The following is a 16,327-nucleotide window of genomic DNA, read 5'->3' on the forward strand; positions in this document are numbered from 1 at the left end:
CACGGGCGGTCCGGGCCGTCCCGGACCCGGCTCCCGAGTCGCTGGCCAAGAAGCCCAGCGGCCGGATCCGGCACGACGAGAAGGTCACGGTCTACGTCACCTCCCAGGAGCTCCTCGACATCGAGCACGCCCGGCTGTCCCTGCGCAGCCAGCACGGGCTGGTGATCGACCGCGGACGGCTGCTGCGCGAGGCGATCTCGCTGGTCCTGGCCGACGTCGAGGAGAACGGCGAGAACAGCGCCCTGGTCCGTCGGCTGAGCGGGGAATGACGATCGCCCCTGAGCTCGAGTCGCCTGACGCCCCCGGCGCCTCCGACGTCTCCGAGGCCTCGTTCGAGCTCCACCTGGACAACTTCGAGGGCCCGTTCGACCTGCTGCTCAGCCTGATCTCCAAGCACAAGCTCGACATCACCGAGGTCTCGCTCTCCCAGGTCACCGACGAGTTCATCGCGCACGTCAAGGCGGGCGCCTCGGCGCGTGACGACGAGCACGGCGCGGGGGAGTGGGACCTGGAGCAGACGTCGTCGTTCCTGCTCGTCGCGGCCACCCTCCTCGACCTCAAGGCGGCGCGGCTGCTGCCGCAGGGCGACGTCGAGGACGAGGAGGACCTCGCGCTGCTGGAGGCGCGGGACCTGCTGTTCGCCCGGCTGCTGCAGTACCGCGCGTTCAAGCAGGTCGCCGGCGTGCTCGAGACCCGGCTCGCCGGCGAGTCCCGCCGCCACCCGCGGGCGGTCGGCCTCGAGGAGCGGTTCGCGACCCTGCTGCCCGAGGTGCTCATCGGGATCGGGCTCGACCAGTTCGCCCAGCTCGCGGCCAAGGCGCTGGCGCCCCGGCCCGAGGCCGAGGTGACGCTGCACCACATCCACGCCCACCGGGTGAGCGTGCGCGAGCAGGCCGCGCTAGTGATCGAGCGGCTCCGGCGCAGTGGCGCGATGACGTTCCGGGCGCTGTGCGGCGACTCGCCGGACACGCTCACGACCGTCGCCCGGTTCCTCTCGCTGCTCGAGCTGTTCCGCGAGGGAGCGGTCGCGTTCGACCAGGTGAGCCCGCTGGGCGAGCTCACGGTCCGCTGGACCGGCAGCGACGACGCCGACGCCGAGGAGCTCGTCCACGACGAGTTCGACGGCGCACCCCCCGACGTCCCGTCGGAGGAACCGCAGGACGAGGACCGAGAAGAGGACAGAGCATGACCCAGGACACGCTCGCCGTCGCCACCACGGAGCTCGCGCCGTCGTTGGAGGCGGTGCTGATGGTGGCCGACGAACCGCTCGACTCGACGAGCCTGGCCACCGCGGTCGGCTACCCCGTCGAGGAGGTCGTCGCGGCACTGCAGACGCTCACCGAGGAGTACGACGAGCAGGGGCGCGGCTTCGAGCTGCGCAACGTCGCCGGTGGCTGGCGCTACTACACCCGCGAGGAGTATGCCTCCGTGGTCGAGGGCTTCGTGCTCGAGGGCCAGCAGGCCCGGCTGACCCAGGCCGCCCTGGAGACGCTGGCCGTGGTCGCCTACAAGCAGCCGGTCTCGCGGGCCCGGGTCTCCGCGATCCGTGGCGTCAACGTCGACGGCGTGATGCGCACGCTGCTCACCCGCGGCCTGGTCGAGGAGGCCGGCCAGGACGACTCGTCGGGGGCGACGCTGTTCCGGACCACCAGCTACTTCCTCGAGCGGATCGGCGTGACCGGCATCGAAGAGCTCCCGGAGCTCGCGCCGTACCTCCCGGACCTCGCCGACATGGAGGACCTGGACGGGCTGGACCGGATGGAGGCGGCGCTCGGCGGCGAGAACCTGCCCACGCCCGAGGAGGGGCCGAGCACCGAGCCCGACGGCGGCACGGAACCCACATGATCCTCACCCCCGACGACGACGGGCTGGTCCGCCTCCAGAAGCTGCTGGCGACCTCGGGGGTCGCCTCCCGCCGCAAGTGCGAGGAGCTGATGCTGGCCGGCGAGGTCGAGGTGGACGGCGAGGTCGTCACCCGGCTCGGCACCAAGGTCGACCCGGCCACCGCGGTCATCCGGGTCAGCGGCCGGCGGCTGCCGCCCGCCTCGCCGAACGTGTACCTGGTGCTCAACAAGCCCCGTGGCGTCGTGTCGACCATGTCGGATCCCGAGGGGAGGCGCACGTTGGGCGACCTGGTCGCGGACCGGCCCGAACGGCTGTTCCACGTCGGGCGGCTCGACACCGACACCTCCGGCCTGATCGTGCTCACCAACGACGGCGACTTCGCGCAACGGCTGGCGCACCCGTCCTACGAGGTGGACAAGACCTACGTCGCGGAGGTCGCCGGGGAGGTCACCAAGGCGACGCTGAAGCGGCTGATGGCGGGGGTCACCCTGGACGACGGTCCCATCGCGGTGTCGCGGGCGCGGATCGTGCAGCACGGCACCGGCAAGAGCATCGTCGAGGTGGTCATCCACGAGGGCCGCAACCGGATCGTCCGCCGGCTGCTCGAGCACGTCGGTCATCCGGTCACCCGGCTGACCCGGACCCGGCTCGGACCGGTGCGGCTCGGCCAGCTCAAGTCCGGCGAGCTGCGCGAGCTCACCCCCGACGAGCTCGGTGAGCTGCTCGACCGCGCGGAGTTGTAGACCCCCGCGAGCTTCGGCCCGGGCCCACGACGGACGCTCGCTACGCTCGCAGGGCTCGCGCGTGGCCGTCCGTCGCGGCCGCTGGCGCTCAGCGCTAACGTCGTCGTCGTGACCGCTGTCCCGTCGGTCCTGGCGCCCTACGTCACCTCGCTGGTGGCCTACGACATCGACCTGGGTCGGCCAGGCGTCCATCGGGGGCTGCCGTCCACGAGCCTCACGCTCGTGCTGCCGATGGGCGAGCCGCTGGACGTGGGCTGGGCCGACGGCCGGGGTCGCGGCTCCCGCTGGACGACCGTGTCCGGCCTGCACCCCGGTCCCGCCGCCATCCACCACGACGGCCGTCAGCGCGGCATCCAGCTGGACCTGACCACCGCCGGGGCGCGGGCGCTCCTCGGCGTACCCGCGGCCGAGCTGTCCGGGGAGCTGCTCACCCTGGACGACGTGGCGCCCTCGCTGGCAGGGCTGGCGGAGCTGCCGGGGCGTCTGCACGGGCTGGCTCCCCGGGACGGGGTCGGGGTGGTGGTCTCGGCGCTCACCTGGGCCCTGGCCAGGCACGGCGCCGCGCGCCCGCAGGCGGAGGTCGGCCGCGCCCTGGCGCGACTGACCCGTGGAGCGGCGGTCGCCGCCGTCGCCGAGGAGGTCGGCTACAGCCGTCGCCGGCTGTCCACGCTGGTGCGGCAGGAGACCGGTCTGGGTCCCAAGGCCTACCAGCGGGTGGCCCGGTTCGAGGCGTCCCGGGCACTGCTCGGGCGCAGGCCGCTGGCCACCGTGGCGGCCGAGTGCGGCTACGCCGACCAGGCCCACCTGGCCCGGGACTGGTCCGAGCTCGCCGGCTGCTCGCCGACCACCTGGCTGCGCGAGGAGTTCCCATTCCTCCAAGACCCGGGTGCGCTCGAGGCGCCAGGCTGACGTCATGACAGCAGCAGACACGAAGCTCTGGCACACGATGGCGGTCCAGGACGCCGACCGGATGATCGCGTGGCTCACGGCGATCGGGTTCACCGAGCACGCGACCTACCGCGACGACGCGGATGCCTCCGTCGTCACCCACGCCGAGTGGCTGTGGCCGGGCGGCGGCGGGATCATGTTCGGCTCCCGGCGTCCGGACGGCGCGGTCGACAACGTCGGCGGCTCGGCGGCCTACCTGGTCACCGACGACGTCGACGGCGTGTTCCAGCGGGCCGTGGAGGCCGGTGCGACGGTCGAGCGCGAGGTCGTGGAGCAGGACTACGGGGGCCGGAGCGGCAGCGTCGCGGATCCGGAGAGCAACCACTGGTCCATCGGGAGCTACCAGCCCAAGTAGCCTTCGCCCCGTGGCAGTCAGGGCGGTACGCGGCGCGACCCAGCTCGACGCGGACGTGCGCGAGCACATGCTCGACCGGGTCGCGGAGATGGTGCTCGACTCGATGAGCGCCAACGGGCTCGAGGTCGACGACTTCATCTCGGTGATCTTCACCGCGACCTCCGACCTGGTCTCGGAGTTCCCGGCGTACGCCGCGCGGCAGCTGGGGTTCGGCGAGGTGCCGCTCCTGTGCGCCCGCGAGCTCGAGATCGAGCGGTCGATGCCCCGGGTCGTGCGGATGCTCGCGCACGTCGAGACGGACCTGCCGCGCGCCGACATCACCCACGTCTACCTGCACGGCGCCGCGGCGCTGCGCAGCGACCTGACCCGGACCCGGTCGACACCCGATGACTGAGCTGACCGGTCCCGTCCAGGTCATCGGGGCCGGCCTGGTGGGGACCTCCATCGCGCTCGCCCTGAGCAGGTCGGGCGTCAAGTGCGTGCTCACCGACGACAACCCCGACAACCTGCGCACCGCCGCCGGGCTCGGTGCCGGGCGACCGGCGACGGCCGACGACCGGCCGCAGGTGGTGGTCGTCGCGGTGCCACCGGACCACCTCGGCGCGGTCATCCGGGGCGCACTGGAGGCCACGGCGGCGTACGGCGCGGTGGTCACCGACGTCGGGAGCGTCAAGACCGGTCCGCTGGCCGAGGTCAGCGACGCCCCCGGGGTGGAGCGCTACGTCGGCGGGCACCCGATGGCCGGCAGTGAGCGGTCGGGTCCGCTCGCGGCGAGCGCCGCCCTGTTCGACGGCCGGCCGTGGGCGGTGACGCCCCACGAGGCCGCCGGTCCCGCCGCCGTCGACCTGGTGGAGGACCTGGTCCGCCGGTGCGGCGCCGTACCCGTCCGGCTGAGCCCGGTCGAGCACGACGCGGCCGTGGCCAGGACCTCGCACGTGCCGCACCTGCTGGCCTCCCTGGCGGCCGGGCGGCTGGCCGGCGCGCCGGGCGCCCACCTGACCCTGTCCGGCCAGGGCGTCCGGGACGTGACCCGGGTGGCGGCGGGTGACCCGGTGCTCTACGGCCAGATCGTCTCGGCCAACGCCGACCAGGTGCTCGCGCTGCTCACCGAGGTGCGGGACCGGCTCGACGACGTCATCGCGGCCGTGGGGGACCGGGACCGACCCGCGCTCGAGGCGCTCCTGGCCGAGGGAGTGGCGGGCACCCGGGCGATCCCGGGCAAGCACGGCGGCCCGGCCCGGCCCACCACATCGATCTTCGTGTCCATCCCTGACAGCCCCGGGGCGCTCGCCCGGCTCTTCGCCGACGCCGAGGCGAGCGGCGTCAACATCGAGGACCTCCGGATCGACCACGACCCGGGCCGAGCCACCGGACTGCTCGAGCTGCTGGTGGACGAGGAGCGCGCCGAGCACCTGCTCACGTCCCTGGAAGCCAAGGAATGGGTGACCCACCGGTAGGCTCGCACCTCGTGAACAGCGCTGGTCCGGGTCCCGAGAGCGGGGTCGTCGTCGCCATCGACGGCACGTCGGGTTCCGGCAAGTCGAGCACCTCCCGCGGCGTCGCCAGACGGCTGGGCCTGCGCTACCTGGACACCGGTGCGATGTACCGCGCCGTCACCTGGTGGATGCTTCGCCACGGCGTCGACGTGCACGACCCGGAGGCCGTGGCCGCGCGCTGCGAGGAGCCGCGGATCGAGTCCGGCACCGACCCCGAGGGACCCACCATCTCCGTCGACGGCGCGGACGTGGCCGTCGAGATCCGCGGTGACGACGTCAACGCGGCGGTGTCCCCGGTGAGCGCGGTCCCACGGGTGCGCTCCCGGATGCAGGTGATGCAGCGCCAGACCATCGAGGACGCCCTGCGGACCGGGGGGATCGTGGTGGAGGGACGCGACATCGGGTCGGTCGTCTGGCCCGACGCGCCGGTCAAGGTCTACCTCTCCGCCGACGCCGCCGCCCGCGCCCACCGCCGCGCCCTCGAGGAGGGCGGCAGCGACGTCGAGGCCACCCGTGAGTCCCTGCTCGCCCGGGACCGGATCGACTCCGGCCGGGCGGTCTCGCCGCTGGTGCTGGCCGAGGGCGCGGTCCACGTGGACACGACCGACCTCACCCTGGACCAGGCGATCGACACCATCGTGGCCATGGTGGAGTCCCTGAGCAGCGGGGTGAGCGCGCCGTGAGCGACGTACGCCGCCCCCACCACGACCACCATCACCGGCACCACCTGCTCCCGGCGAGCGCGGCCAAGCACCCGCCCCGGGTCCTGATCAACAACCTGCGCAGACCCGCCCGGTTCGTGGTCCGGCGCCGGTTCGAGGTGACCACCCACGGCACCGAGCACGTCCCCAGCGACGGCCCGGTCATCCTGGCGAGCAACCACGTCGGCATCGCCGACGGACCCCTGCTCGCGATCTTCAGTCCCCGCCCCGTGCACGTGCTGACCAAGAAGGAGATGTTCGACGGGCGGCTGGGCCGGTTCCTGCTGTCGTCGGGCCAGCTCCCGCTCGACCGCTTCAACTCCGACCCGGCGGCGGTCAAGGCGTGCCTGCGCGTGCTCCGCGACGGCGGGATGGTCGGGATCTTCCCCGAGGGTGCCCGCGGTTCCGGCGAGTTCCACCGGTTCCACCGCGGCACGGCGTACCTCGGCCTGGTCTCCGGCGCTCCCATCGTCCCCGTCATCCAGTTCGGCACCCGCGAGCCGGGCGCCGGGAGCAGCGCGCTACCCAGGAGAGGTGGCCACGTGGAGCTCGTCTACGGCCCGCCGTACACGTTCGACCCGATGCCGTGGCCGCGCACCAAGCAGACGGTGGAAGAGGCCTCGCGGACCCTGCGGGACGCCATGGTCGCCCACCTGGACCACGCCAGGGAGCTGACCGGCCGGACCCTGCCCGGCCCGATCCCGGCGGCCAAGGACAAGGACTCCGAGCCCGACACGAGCATCCCGAAGTGACCGGCATCCACGAGGAGACGCCGGGCGAGACCACGGGTCCGGTCCCGGTCCTCGCCGTCGTCGGCCGCCCCAACGTCGGCAAGTCGACGCTGGTCAACCGGATCATCGGCCGGCGCGAGGCCGTCGTCGAGGACGTGCCAGGTGTGACCCGCGACCGGGTGTCGTACGACGCGGTGTGGAGCGGTCGCGCGTTCACCGTCGTGGACACCGGCGGGTGGGACCCGGACGCCCGCGGGCTCGCCGAGCGGATCGCAGGTCAGGCCGAGGTCGCGGTCTCCCTCGCCGACGCGGTGCTGTTCGTGGTGGACGCGACGGTCGGCATCACCGACATCGACGAGGCCGTCGTCCGGATCCTGCGCAAGTCCGGCAAGCCGGTTGTGCTCGCGGCCAACAAGGTCGACGACCAGCGCACCGAGGCGGAGGCCTACGGGCTGTGGAACCTCGGGCTGGGAGAGCCGGTGCCCGTCTCCGCCCTGCACGGGCGGGGCTCCGGCGACATGCTGGACGCGATCCTCGAGGCGCTGCCCGAGCCGCCGCCCGAGCGGGACGCCGAGGTCGGCGGACCGCGCCGGGTCGCCATCGTCGGCCGGCCGAACGTCGGCAAGTCCTCGCTGCTCAACCGGCTGGCCGGCTCCGAGCGGGTCGTCGTCGACGACGTCGCCGGCACCACCGTCGACCCGGTCGACGAGCTGGTCGAGCTCGGCGGCCGGACCTGGCGGTTCATCGACACCGCCGGCATCCGCAAGCGGGTCAAGGAGGCGTCCGGCCACGAGTACTACGCCTCGCTGCGCACCTCCACCGCGATCGACCGCGCCGAGGTCGCCGTCCTGGTCCTCGACGCCTCGCAGTCGGTCGCCGAGCAGGACGTCCGGATCCTCCAGACGGTCCGCGACGCCGGGCGGGCGCTCGTCATCGCCTTCAACAAGTGGGACCTCGTCGACGAGGAGCGCCGCCACTACCTGCAGCGCGAGATCGAGCGCGACCTGGTGCAGGTGCAGTGGGCGCCGCGGATCAACGTCACCGCCCGCACCGGCTGGCACGTCGACCGGCTGGTCCCGGCGCTGGACAAGGCCCTCGAGGGCTGGGAGACCCGGGTCGGCACCGGTGCCCTCAACGCGTTCCTCGGCCGGCTGGTCGCCGAGCACCCCCATCCCGTGCGTGGCGGCAAGCAGCCCAAGATCCTGTTCGCGACGCAGCCCTCGACCGCACCGCCGACGTTCGTGCTGTTCACCAGCGGCAAGCTCGAGGCGTCCTACGAGCGCTACGTCGAGCGCCGGCTCCGCGAGGACTTCGGGTTCGTCGGCACGCCGATCGTGATCACCCAGCGGGTGCGGGAGAAGCGCAAGCGCTGAAGTACTAGAACGTGTTCTAGTATGCGGCCGTGGGGAAGACCGAGTCGATCGTGCGGGTCGGCGTCTCGTACGTCGTCGGGCTGGGCCTGGCCGCCCTGTGGCTGTTCCTCGGCCCGGACACCGGGCACCTGTGGCTCGACGGGCTGGTCGCCGACCTGATCGCCACGCTGGTCGTCTACGCCGCCAGCCGGATCCACCGCAACTCGAGCTTCTACGACGCCTACTGGAGCGTGCTGCCGCCGTTCCTGGCGCTGTACTGGTTCGTCGAGCGCTCGCCCGACGCGACGGACGCCCGCTTCTGGCTGCTCTTCGCGGTGCTGGTGGCGTGGGCGGTGCGGCTGACCGGCAACTGGGTCTACGCATTCCCGGGCCTGCACCACGAGGACTGGCGCTACGGGCCGATGAAGGAACAGGCGCGGGCCAGGGCGCCGTGGCTCGAGCCCGTGGTGGACCTGATGGGCATCCACGTCATTCCGACACTTCAGGTGTTCCTCGGGATGCTCCCGGTCTACGTCGTCACCCGTGAGGGCCGGGACCTCGGCTGGCTCGATGGCGTCGCGGTGCTGGTCGGGCTCGGTGCCGTGGCCCTGGAGACGGTGGCCGATGTGCAGATGCACCGGTTCGGCCGCACCAAGCAGCCCGGCCAGGTGATGGACCGCGGCCTGTGGTCCTGGTCTCGGCACCCCAACTACTTCGGCGAGTTCTCGTTCTGGCTCGCGCTCGGCCTGTTCGGGCTCGCTGCCTCGCCGTCCTCGTGGTGGGCGCTCGTCGGTGCGGTCGCCATGCTGGCGATGTTCCTGGGCGCCAGCATCCCGATGATGGAGAAGCGCAGCCTGGACCGGCGGCCGGCGTACCAGGACGTCGTCGACCGGGTCCCGCTGTTCGTGCCTCGGCCGCCCCGCAAGCGGGCCGCATGACTCCCGCATGACCAGGCCCCGGGTGGTCATCGCCGGACTCGGCGAGACAGGCGTGCTGACCGCCGTGCGACTCGCCAAGCGGTACGACGTGGTCGGCATCTCCACCAAGCCGGCGCTGGTGAGCGGCCAGGAGCTCGGCCTGCGGCTGACCCGGCCGGACTGGTGGGCGCGGGACTACCACCACTCCTTCGCGGCCCTCCGGGGACTCGACCGGGCCCGGGTCCTGCACGGCACGCTCACCGGTGCCGACCTCGCCTCGAAGACCGTGAGCGTGGCCATGGCCGACGGGACCATCGTGGACGAGCCGTACGACGTGCTGGTGATCTCGACCGGCGTGAGCAACGGCTTCTGGCGGCGTCCCGGCCTCGAGTCGGCCGAGGAGGTCGCGGCCACCATCGACGGCACGCACCGCCAGCTCGCCCGCGCCCGCTCGATCGCCGTCATCGGCGGGGGAGCGGCGGCGGTCGGGACCGCCTGGAACGCGGCGCGGGTCTGGCCCGACAAGCGTGTCGACCTCTTCTTCCCCGGCGAGGGGGCGCTGCCCGAGCACCACCGCCGGGTGTGGGCCCGGGTCCGCGGTGAGCTCGAGGCGGCGGGTGTCGGCATCCATCCCGGCCACCGTGCGGTCGTCCCTGCCGAGATCGACCGGATCACCACCGAGCCCGTCCCGTGGAGCACCGGACAGGACCCCGTCCACGCGGACGCCGTGCTCTGGGCGATCGGCCGGACCTCGCCTAACACGGACTGGGTGCCGGCCGAGCTCCTCGACGAGCACGGGTACGTCCGGGCGGGCCTGGACCTCAAGGTCCCCGGTGTCGACGACGTGTTCGCGATCGGCGACGTCGCCGCCACCGACCCCCTGCGGTCCTCTGCGCGCAACTTCACCTTCAAGCTGCTGGCCCGCAACATCCGGGCCCACCTCGAGGGCGGGCCGCTCAAGACCTTCACCCCGCCCCGGCGGCGGTGGGGCTCCGTGACCGGCTACCAGGACGACGGGCTGGTCGTGTTCACGGCGCGGGGCCAGCGGCTTCGGATCCCGCGGCTTCCGGTGGACCGGATGGTCCGCGCGCGTGTCGTCGATCGGGGCTACTACCGCGGGATCCGGCGCTAGCCTCGGGGGATGCCCGTCGCCTCTCGGACGCTGTTCCCGGCCCTGCTCTTCGCGGGCGGGCTGGGCGTCTCCACGCTCCTGGTTCCCTCGGACGCGTCTACTCCCGTCCCTGAGAAGCCGATCGCCAAGACCCGGTGCTCGGAGTTCCCGGCCGACAACTGGTGGCACGCCGACGTCAGTGACCTGCCCGTGCACCCGCGCAGCCCGGCGTGGCTCTCGCACATGTCGACCGACCGGGAGCTCCATCCCGACTTCGGGCCGTCGTACGGCGACGGGCCCGGGTACGGGATCCCCATCACCGTCGTCGACAAGAGCCACCGCAGGGTGAAGGTGTCGTTCCACTACGCCTCGGAGAGCGACAAGGTCCGCTACCCGCTCGGCAAGGACACCCGGATCGAGGGCGGCCGCAACAGCGACGGCGACCGGCACGCGATCGTCGTCGACAAGTCGCGGTGCAAGCTCTACGAGACCTTCGACACCAGGAAGACCGACGGGAAGTGGCGGGCGGGGTCCGGCGCGGTGTGGTCGCTGAAGCGGAACCGGCTCCGGCCCGACGGGTGGACCTCCGCGGACGCCGCCGGCCTGCCGATCCTGCCCGGGCTGCTGCGCTGGAACGAGGTGAAGGCCGACCGGATCGACCACGCCATCCGGTTCACGACCGACGAGACCTCGAGCCACCACCTCTGGCCGGCCCGGCACGACGCGGGCTCGACCGACGACCTCGACTACCCGCCGATGGGCGCGCGGTTCCGGCTCGACGCGTCGTACGACGCCTCCGGGCTGTCGCCGTACGCGCAGCGGGTCGTGGCCGCGATGAAGACGTACGGCCTGGTGCTCGCCGACAACGGGTCCCCGTGGTACTTCCAGGGCGAGCAGCACCGCAAGTGGCCCGACCGGCTCATCGAGGACCTCAAGCAGATCCCCGCAGACCAGTTCGTGGCGGTGGACACCTCGTCGCTCATGGTCGACCCGGACTCGGGTCAGGTGGGTTAGAGCGGCCGGTTCCGTTCAGCGAGACAACCCCCACCTTGAAGTCCGCGTAGGCCGACAGGTTGATGCCCGTGAAGCCTGCGACGACTGCAATGGGTATCAGGTAGCAGTCGAGGTCCCCGGTGATGACGAAGAAGCAGTCGACCTCCTCCGCGGTGTAGACGGTGCGGCGGTGTTGTCCCCCCGTGGGATGGCCGCTGGTGGACAGGGACACGTGCCAACCATCCGCACGTTGCTTCCAGCAGGTCTTGACCTGTACACGCCACGTCGCGCCACGGCTGCTGACCGCGAGGTCGTAGCGACAGGGCTCGAGCGGCCAAGCCACCTCGTGGCCGCTCAACGTGAACCAGGCGGCGGCCAGCACCGGGCCTGCCCGTGACAGGTTCTCGAGGTCGGGCGTGAGGATGGGTTCCGACGTCCTGGTCCGGCTCCGAGGGTGCTGGAGGTGGCCCGTGTCGATTCCCAGGCGGAGCGCGTGACCACGGATGGTCTCTGTCCCGGAGCCTCTCGCGAGACCCAGCGTGTCCAAGACCTGCATCCAGGTGCGCGATCCGGCGATCGCCGCCCTGAGGTCATCCTCGTTCCAGCGACGCTGTCCCGTGAAGTGACTGTGGTCGAGTCCCAACAGCTCGGCTCGCCGTCGCACCGAGCGCGCGGCCCCGGCGGAGGTCGCCAGCAGACCCAGGTGACGGAGCACGCCACGCCACGAACGGCTCTGCGCCACGGCTGTCGCCAGGTCTGCGTCGGTGTAGGTGCGTTCGGCCACGGAGCCCCCAGATGTCTCGTGGGACGACGCTACGGCTCGGCGCCGACAACCCGGCGCGACCCGATTCAGGCCCTGTGCGGCGGCTCGGGTAGCCTCCTCCATGGTCGTCCGCACGAGACCGACGGGCTGTGGCGCAGTTTGGTAGCGCACCTGACTGGGGGTCAGGGGGGCGCAGGTTCAAATCCTGTCAGCCCGACCGTGTGATGTCCCAGGACATCGAGACACCCGGACCTGCGAGGCTGCAGGTTCGGGTGTCGCACTCCTCGGCGCGAGGCAGCTTGTGTCGACCGTCGCGGGCCAGGTCAGGCAAGAGCCGCGTCGAGGAACGCGAGCACCCGCCGGGCCCACTCGTCGGGCTCGGCCCGCAGGCCGCCGGTGTGCCCGGCGCCGGCCACCGTCCAGATGTCCACGGCGTCGGGGGCGGCCCGGTCCATCAGCTCCGCGGCGAGCAGCTCGGTCTCGACGTCGCCGGCGGTGATCAGCAGCATCGGGGTGGGCGTGCCGTCCGCCTGGGCGGCCGCGACGGACTCGCGCAGGGGCGGCGGCTCCGGCGCCGGGCTGAGCAGCCCGGCCACGGCGTAGGTGCCCCAGTCGATCCGGCGCTGGACGTCCCCGCGGACGCCGTACTCCGACAGGTAGGCCTTGTCGGCCGCGACCCGGTGGGTCGCGCCCTCGGCGACGACCACCTGCACGCGTGGGTCGGCGCCGGCCGTGCCGATCGCCTCTTCCCCACCCATCGACATGCCGACCACGCCGAGCCGGTCCGGCGAGACGCCGGGCTGGTCCTCGAGGAAGTCCAGCGCCGCCGCGACGTCCCGCTCGCCGTACCAGCCGAACTCCATGCCGCGCCCGTCGCTCTCCCCGTGGCCGCGGGCGTCGAGCAGGAGCACCCCGTAGCCGCCGGACGCCAGCACCTCGGCCTGGTCCAGCACGGCGGTGCGCGTGGAGCCGGCGCCGTGCAGCAGCACCACCGCCGCGTCGGCCTCGCCGGGCACCCACCAGGCCGCGAGGTCGACCCCGTCGGCGGTCCGCAGGGTCACCGGCTGGTGGACCAGTCCGACGTCGGCGGGGGTGCGGGACCCGAGCGACGGGTGCGCCGGAAGTCCGGCGACGAAGCCCTGCGCCACGGTCCAGAGGACCAGATAGGTGACCACGAGGAGCGCCGGCACGGCCAGCGCCCACCAGCGCCGCCGCACGGCGTGCAGGACCCGCCACGCGCACCAGGCGGCAGCCGATCCGCCCACCGCGAGGGCCAGCAACCCGAGCCAGGCGAGCCACCCGGCGTCGTCCTTGGCGAGTCGGGGCGCCGCCAGGCCCAGTCCGGCCGCGACGGCGGTCATGGCCACGACGTACGCCGCCGCGGGTGGCCCGACGCGGCGCGGACGACCGCGCAGACGAGGGGGCGCGGACGGGTCCGGGCGAGCCGGGGCCTGCGTGTTCGTCACCCTCCCAGCCTCGGCGGTCCGGGCTCCGCCGGGCAGGGGCGAAGGGCCTCAGGCCGGGGTCTGGAGGACCCGTCCCTCGAGCCGGCCGCAGATCTTGCCGACCACCCGGCCGAGGACCTCGAGCTCGTCGTCGTCGAGGTCGGCGAACACCAGGTCCTTCACCGTCGCCGCGTGCGGCGGAGCCGCCTGCTCGATGGCTGCCCGCCCCTCAGGGGTGAGGACGACGAAGGCGCCGCGGCCGTCGTCCGCGCACTCCTGCCGGTCCACCAGCCCACGCTTCTGCATCCTGGTGAGGTGGTGCGAGGCTCGGCTCCGCTCCCACGTGAGCGCCCGGGCGAGATCGGCGACCCGGAGCCGTCCCGCCGGAGACTCGCTGAGCTGGACCAGCACGTCGAAGTCCGGGAGGGACAGACCGCTGTCGCGGGCGAGCTGTCGATGCAGCGCGGCGGGCAGCAGGGCGCTCAGCGCCAGCCACGACCGCCAGACCGACTGCTGCTCCGCGGACAGCCAGGGGGACTCGCTCATGCACCCAGGGTACGGGAATAGGTGACACGTCACCTATCGTTGTGCCGACGAACCTGACACGGCACCGACCGTCCGTGTCGACCCGACCCGAGCGAGGCACCATGCAGATCGGCATCTTCACCGTCGGCGACGTCACCGCCGACCCGACCACCGGACGCACCCCGACCGAGCACGAGCGGATCAAGGCGACCGTGGCGATCGCGAGGAAGGCCGAGGAGATCGGCTTGGACGTGTTCGCGACGGGCGAGCACCACAACCCGCCGTTCATCGCCTCGAACCCGACCGCGACGCTGGCCTACGTCGGCGCCCGGACCGACCGGCTCATCCTGTCCACGGCGACCACGTTGATCACGACCACCGACCCGGTGCTGATCGCCGAGGACTACGCCAAGGTCCAGCACCTCACCGACGGTCGCGTCGACCTGATGCTGGGCCGCGGCAACACCGGCCCGGTCTACCCCTGGTTCGGCAAGGACATCCGGCAGGGCATCAACCTGGCGATCGAGAACTACGCGCTGCTGCGCCGGCTCTGGCGCGAGGACGTCGTCGACTGGGAAGGCCGGTTCCGGACGCCGCTGCAGGGCTACACCTCGACCCCGCGGCCGCTGGACGGTGTGCCGCCGTTCGTCTGGCACGGATCCATCCGGAGCCCCGAGATCGCCGAGCAGGCGGCGTTCTACGGCGACGGGTTCTTCCACAACCACATCTTCTGGCCCGCCTCGCACACCCAGCAGATGGTCGACCTCTACCGCAGGCGTTTCGAGCACTACGGCCACGGCCCGGCCGACACGGCGATCGTGGGGCTGGGCGGCCAGTTCTTCATGCGGCCCAACAGCCAGGACGCGGTCGACGAGTTCCGCCCCTACTTCGACAACGCGCCGGTCTACGGCCACGGTCCGTCGCTCGAGGACTTCACGGAGGCCACGCCGCTGACCGTCGGGTCCCCGCAGCAGGTGCTGGAGCGGACGCTGTCGTTCCGCGACTACGCCGGCCACTACCAGCGTCAGCTCTTCCTCGTCGACCACGCCGGGCTCCCGCTCAAGACCGTGCTCGAGCAGCTCGACCTGCTCGGTGAGATCCTCCCCGAGATGCGCAAGGGGTTCGCCGAGGGGCGGCCGGCCCACGTCCCGGACGCGCCGACTCACGCGTCGCTGGTGGCCGCCGCGGGCGGGGCCCACGACACGTCGGTCCACGCCGTCGACGACGTCACCGGCACGACCGACCGCGAGCCCGACCGCGAGCCCGACCGCGAGGAGGTGTCCGCGTGACCTCGATCGTCGTCGTCTCCGCAGGTCTCAGCGTCCCGTCGTCCACCCGGCTGCTGGCCGACCGGATCGCCGCAGTCACCGCGCAGGCCCTCGAGGAGCCGGAGGTCGTCCACGTCGAGCTCCGCGACCTCGCGCACGACCTGATCGACAACCTGCTGACCGGGTTCCCGAGCCCCAGGCTCGGCGAGGCCCTCGACGCGGTACGCCGGGCGGACGGGCTCGTCGCCGTCACGCCGGTCTTCTCCGCCTCCTACTCCGGGCTCTTCAAGACGTTCTTCGACGTCCTCGAGCCCGGGGTCCTCGACGGGAAGCCCGTGCTCGTCGCCGCGACCGCGGGGACCGCCCGCCACTCGCTGGTCCTCGACCATGCCTTGCGCCCGCTGTTCACCTACCTGCACGCGGTCGTCGTGCCGACCGGCGTCTTCGCGGCCACCGACGACTTCGGCGACGCGGGGCTCGACGCCCGGATCGCCCGGGCCGCGGGCGAGCTGGCCTCGCTCTCCGCCGGGCGGGGAGTGGCGCGGTCCGTCCCGAGCACCCGGCGCACGGTCGAGGAGGAGCTCGCCGACCCGACCCCGTTCGAGCAGCTCCTGCGGACGCTGGCACCCAGCTGACCTGGGCCACACGCCTAGGTCCTTTGGGCCTGACTCGTGGCGACTTCCGCCACTGGCCGCAGGGCCGGCGCGGAGAGAGGGTGGGTCTGGCAGGAAGGAGGTGGGGACGATGAGGATCTCGTGGAAGGACCTCGTCGCAACTTTGCTGCTCGCCGCCATCGCGGTGCCCTACATCGGGTACCTCGTGCGCGACGAGATGCCGTTCATCGAGGATCCGCGCGGCATGGCAGCCACTGGTCTGCTGCTGGGCATCGCGGCGTTCCTGGTGATGCGGCAGGGCGACGCGATCGACCGGATCGGCAAGCTCGAGCTCGCGGCAGCCGGTGTCAGCCTGGCTCTGGGCGTCACAGCCCTGGTCGTGGCCGAGACCGCCGCGGCGGAAGCGATGCTGGCCGTGTTCATGGGTTCGCTCCTGATCGTGTGGATGCTGGAGCTCACCGACCACGTCGGGGTGCTCCACCACGCGCAGACGGGCTGAGCCCTCGCGGCACCCGGGGTG

The 16,327-nt window shown here is 72.6% G+C and carries 20 protein-coding genes and 1 tRNA gene; 18 read left to right on the top strand and 3 right to left on the bottom strand.

What is annotated here, in order from left to right:
- The 14 genes from JHD21_RS05260 to JHD21_RS05325 all read left to right on the top strand — a co-directional run.
- Window positions 1-269 (top strand): hypothetical protein (locus tag JHD21_RS05260; RefSeq protein WP_292672226.1); only part of this gene is annotated, 269 nt, incomplete at its 5' end.
- Window positions 266-1,189: a segregation/condensation protein A gene (locus JHD21_RS05265; protein ID WP_292672227.1), complete on the top strand. Its 924-nt coding sequence runs from the start codon at window positions 266-268 to the stop codon at window positions 1,187-1,189. The genes JHD21_RS05260 and JHD21_RS05265, both read left to right, overlap by 4 nt.
- Window positions 1,186-1,845, top strand: coding sequence for an SMC-Scp complex subunit ScpB (gene scpB, locus JHD21_RS05270; RefSeq protein WP_292672229.1), 660 nt, complete (start codon window positions 1,186-1,188; stop codon window positions 1,843-1,845). Before JHD21_RS05265 ends, scpB begins: the two co-directional genes overlap by 4 nt.
- On the top strand, window positions 1,842-2,588 hold the full coding sequence (locus JHD21_RS05275) for a pseudouridine synthase (RefSeq protein ID WP_292672230.1): 747 nt from the start codon (window positions 1,842-1,844) through the stop codon (window positions 2,586-2,588). Before scpB ends, JHD21_RS05275 begins: the two co-directional genes overlap by 4 nt.
- Before the next feature lie 108 nt (window positions 2,589-2,696).
- Window positions 2,697-3,497 carry a helix-turn-helix domain-containing protein gene (locus JHD21_RS05280; RefSeq protein WP_292672232.1) on the top strand — a complete coding sequence of 267 codons (801 nt, stop codon included), beginning with the start codon at window positions 2,697-2,699 and terminating at the stop codon, window positions 3,495-3,497.
- Window positions 3,498-3,501: 4 nt separating this feature from the next.
- The gene (locus JHD21_RS05285; RefSeq protein WP_292672234.1) at window positions 3,502-3,891 is read left to right on the top strand and encodes a VOC family protein; all 390 of its coding nucleotides are present in this window, start codon (window positions 3,502-3,504) and stop codon (window positions 3,889-3,891) included.
- A gap of 10 nt (window positions 3,892-3,901) precedes the next feature.
- Window positions 3,902-4,285, top strand: coding sequence for a chorismate mutase (gene aroH, locus JHD21_RS05290; protein ID WP_292672236.1), 384 nt, complete (start codon window positions 3,902-3,904; stop codon window positions 4,283-4,285).
- Window positions 4,278-5,348 (top strand): prephenate dehydrogenase, encoded by a 1,071-nt coding sequence (locus tag JHD21_RS05295; protein WP_292672238.1) that lies wholly within the window; start codon window positions 4,278-4,280, stop codon window positions 5,346-5,348. The genes aroH and JHD21_RS05295 overlap by 8 nt, the downstream gene beginning before the upstream one ends.
- An 11-nt stretch (window positions 5,349-5,359) precedes the next feature.
- A complete protein-coding gene (gene cmk / locus JHD21_RS05300; protein WP_292672240.1) occupies window positions 5,360-6,070 on the top strand; it encodes a (d)CMP kinase in 711 nt (236 codons plus the stop codon).
- Entirely contained in the window at window positions 6,067-6,840 is a 774-nt protein-coding gene (locus JHD21_RS05305; protein ID WP_292672242.1) for a lysophospholipid acyltransferase family protein, read from the top strand. Before cmk ends, JHD21_RS05305 begins: the two co-directional genes overlap by 4 nt.
- The gene (gene der / locus JHD21_RS05310; protein WP_292672244.1) at window positions 6,837-8,192 is read left to right on the top strand and encodes a ribosome biogenesis GTPase Der; all 1,356 of its coding nucleotides are present in this window, start codon (window positions 6,837-6,839) and stop codon (window positions 8,190-8,192) included. The genes JHD21_RS05305 and der overlap by 4 nt, the downstream gene beginning before the upstream one ends.
- A 29-nt stretch (window positions 8,193-8,221) precedes the next feature.
- Window positions 8,222-9,109: a DUF1295 domain-containing protein gene (locus tag JHD21_RS05315; RefSeq protein WP_292672246.1), complete on the top strand. Its 888-nt coding sequence runs from the start codon at window positions 8,222-8,224 to the stop codon at window positions 9,107-9,109.
- A gap of 7 nt (window positions 9,110-9,116) precedes the next feature.
- Window positions 9,117-10,220 carry an FAD-dependent oxidoreductase gene (locus JHD21_RS05320; protein WP_292672248.1) on the top strand — a complete coding sequence of 368 codons (1,104 nt, stop codon included), beginning with the start codon at window positions 9,117-9,119 and terminating at the stop codon, window positions 10,218-10,220.
- A gap of 9 nt (window positions 10,221-10,229) precedes the next feature.
- Window positions 10,230-11,213 (top strand): hypothetical protein, encoded by a 984-nt coding sequence (locus JHD21_RS05325; protein WP_292672250.1) that lies wholly within the window; start codon window positions 10,230-10,232, stop codon window positions 11,211-11,213.
- Here JHD21_RS05325 and JHD21_RS05330 read toward each other — a convergent pair.
- Window positions 11,179-11,976, bottom strand: coding sequence for a group I intron-associated PD-(D/E)XK endonuclease (locus tag JHD21_RS05330; RefSeq protein WP_292672252.1), 798 nt, complete (start codon window positions 11,974-11,976; stop codon window positions 11,179-11,181). The two genes, JHD21_RS05325 and JHD21_RS05330, sit on opposite strands and share 35 nt — an antisense overlap.
- Before the next feature lie 122 nt (window positions 11,977-12,098).
- Here JHD21_RS05330 and JHD21_RS05335 point away from each other — a divergent pair.
- Window positions 12,099-12,172 (top strand) — tRNA-Pro (locus JHD21_RS05335).
- 106 nt (window positions 12,173-12,278) lie between these two features.
- Here JHD21_RS05335 and JHD21_RS05340 read toward each other — a convergent pair.
- Together JHD21_RS05340 and JHD21_RS05345 are read right to left on the bottom strand one after the other, a co-directional pair.
- Complete coding sequence (locus tag JHD21_RS05340) at window positions 12,279-13,421, bottom strand: alpha/beta fold hydrolase (protein WP_292672254.1); 1,143 nt, start codon at window positions 13,419-13,421, stop codon at window positions 12,279-12,281.
- 48 nt (window positions 13,422-13,469) lie between these two features.
- Window positions 13,470-13,946, bottom strand: a complete 477-nt coding sequence (locus JHD21_RS05345; RefSeq protein ID WP_292672255.1) for a MarR family transcriptional regulator — start codon at window positions 13,944-13,946, stop codon at window positions 13,470-13,472.
- Between the two features lie 101 nt (window positions 13,947-14,047).
- Between JHD21_RS05345 and JHD21_RS05350 the strand changes: the two genes are divergently transcribed.
- The 3 genes from JHD21_RS05350 (at window position 14,048) to JHD21_RS05360 (ending at window position 16,306) form a co-directional block, all read left to right on the top strand.
- On the top strand, window positions 14,048-15,214 hold the full coding sequence (locus JHD21_RS05350; RefSeq protein WP_292672279.1) for an LLM class flavin-dependent oxidoreductase: 1,167 nt from the start codon (window positions 14,048-14,050) through the stop codon (window positions 15,212-15,214).
- Complete coding sequence (locus JHD21_RS05355) at window positions 15,211-15,828, top strand: FMN reductase (protein WP_292672257.1); 618 nt, start codon at window positions 15,211-15,213, stop codon at window positions 15,826-15,828. Before JHD21_RS05350 ends, JHD21_RS05355 begins: the two co-directional genes overlap by 4 nt.
- A gap of 109 nt (window positions 15,829-15,937) precedes the next feature.
- Entirely contained in the window at window positions 15,938-16,306 is a 369-nt protein-coding gene (locus tag JHD21_RS05360) for a hypothetical protein (RefSeq protein ID WP_292672258.1), read from the top strand.
- Window positions 16,307-16,327: the final 21 nt, after the last annotated feature.

Source organism: Nocardioides sp., assembly GCF_016462705.1.
GTDB lineage: Bacteria > Actinomycetota > Actinomycetes > Propionibacteriales > Nocardioidaceae > Nocardioides.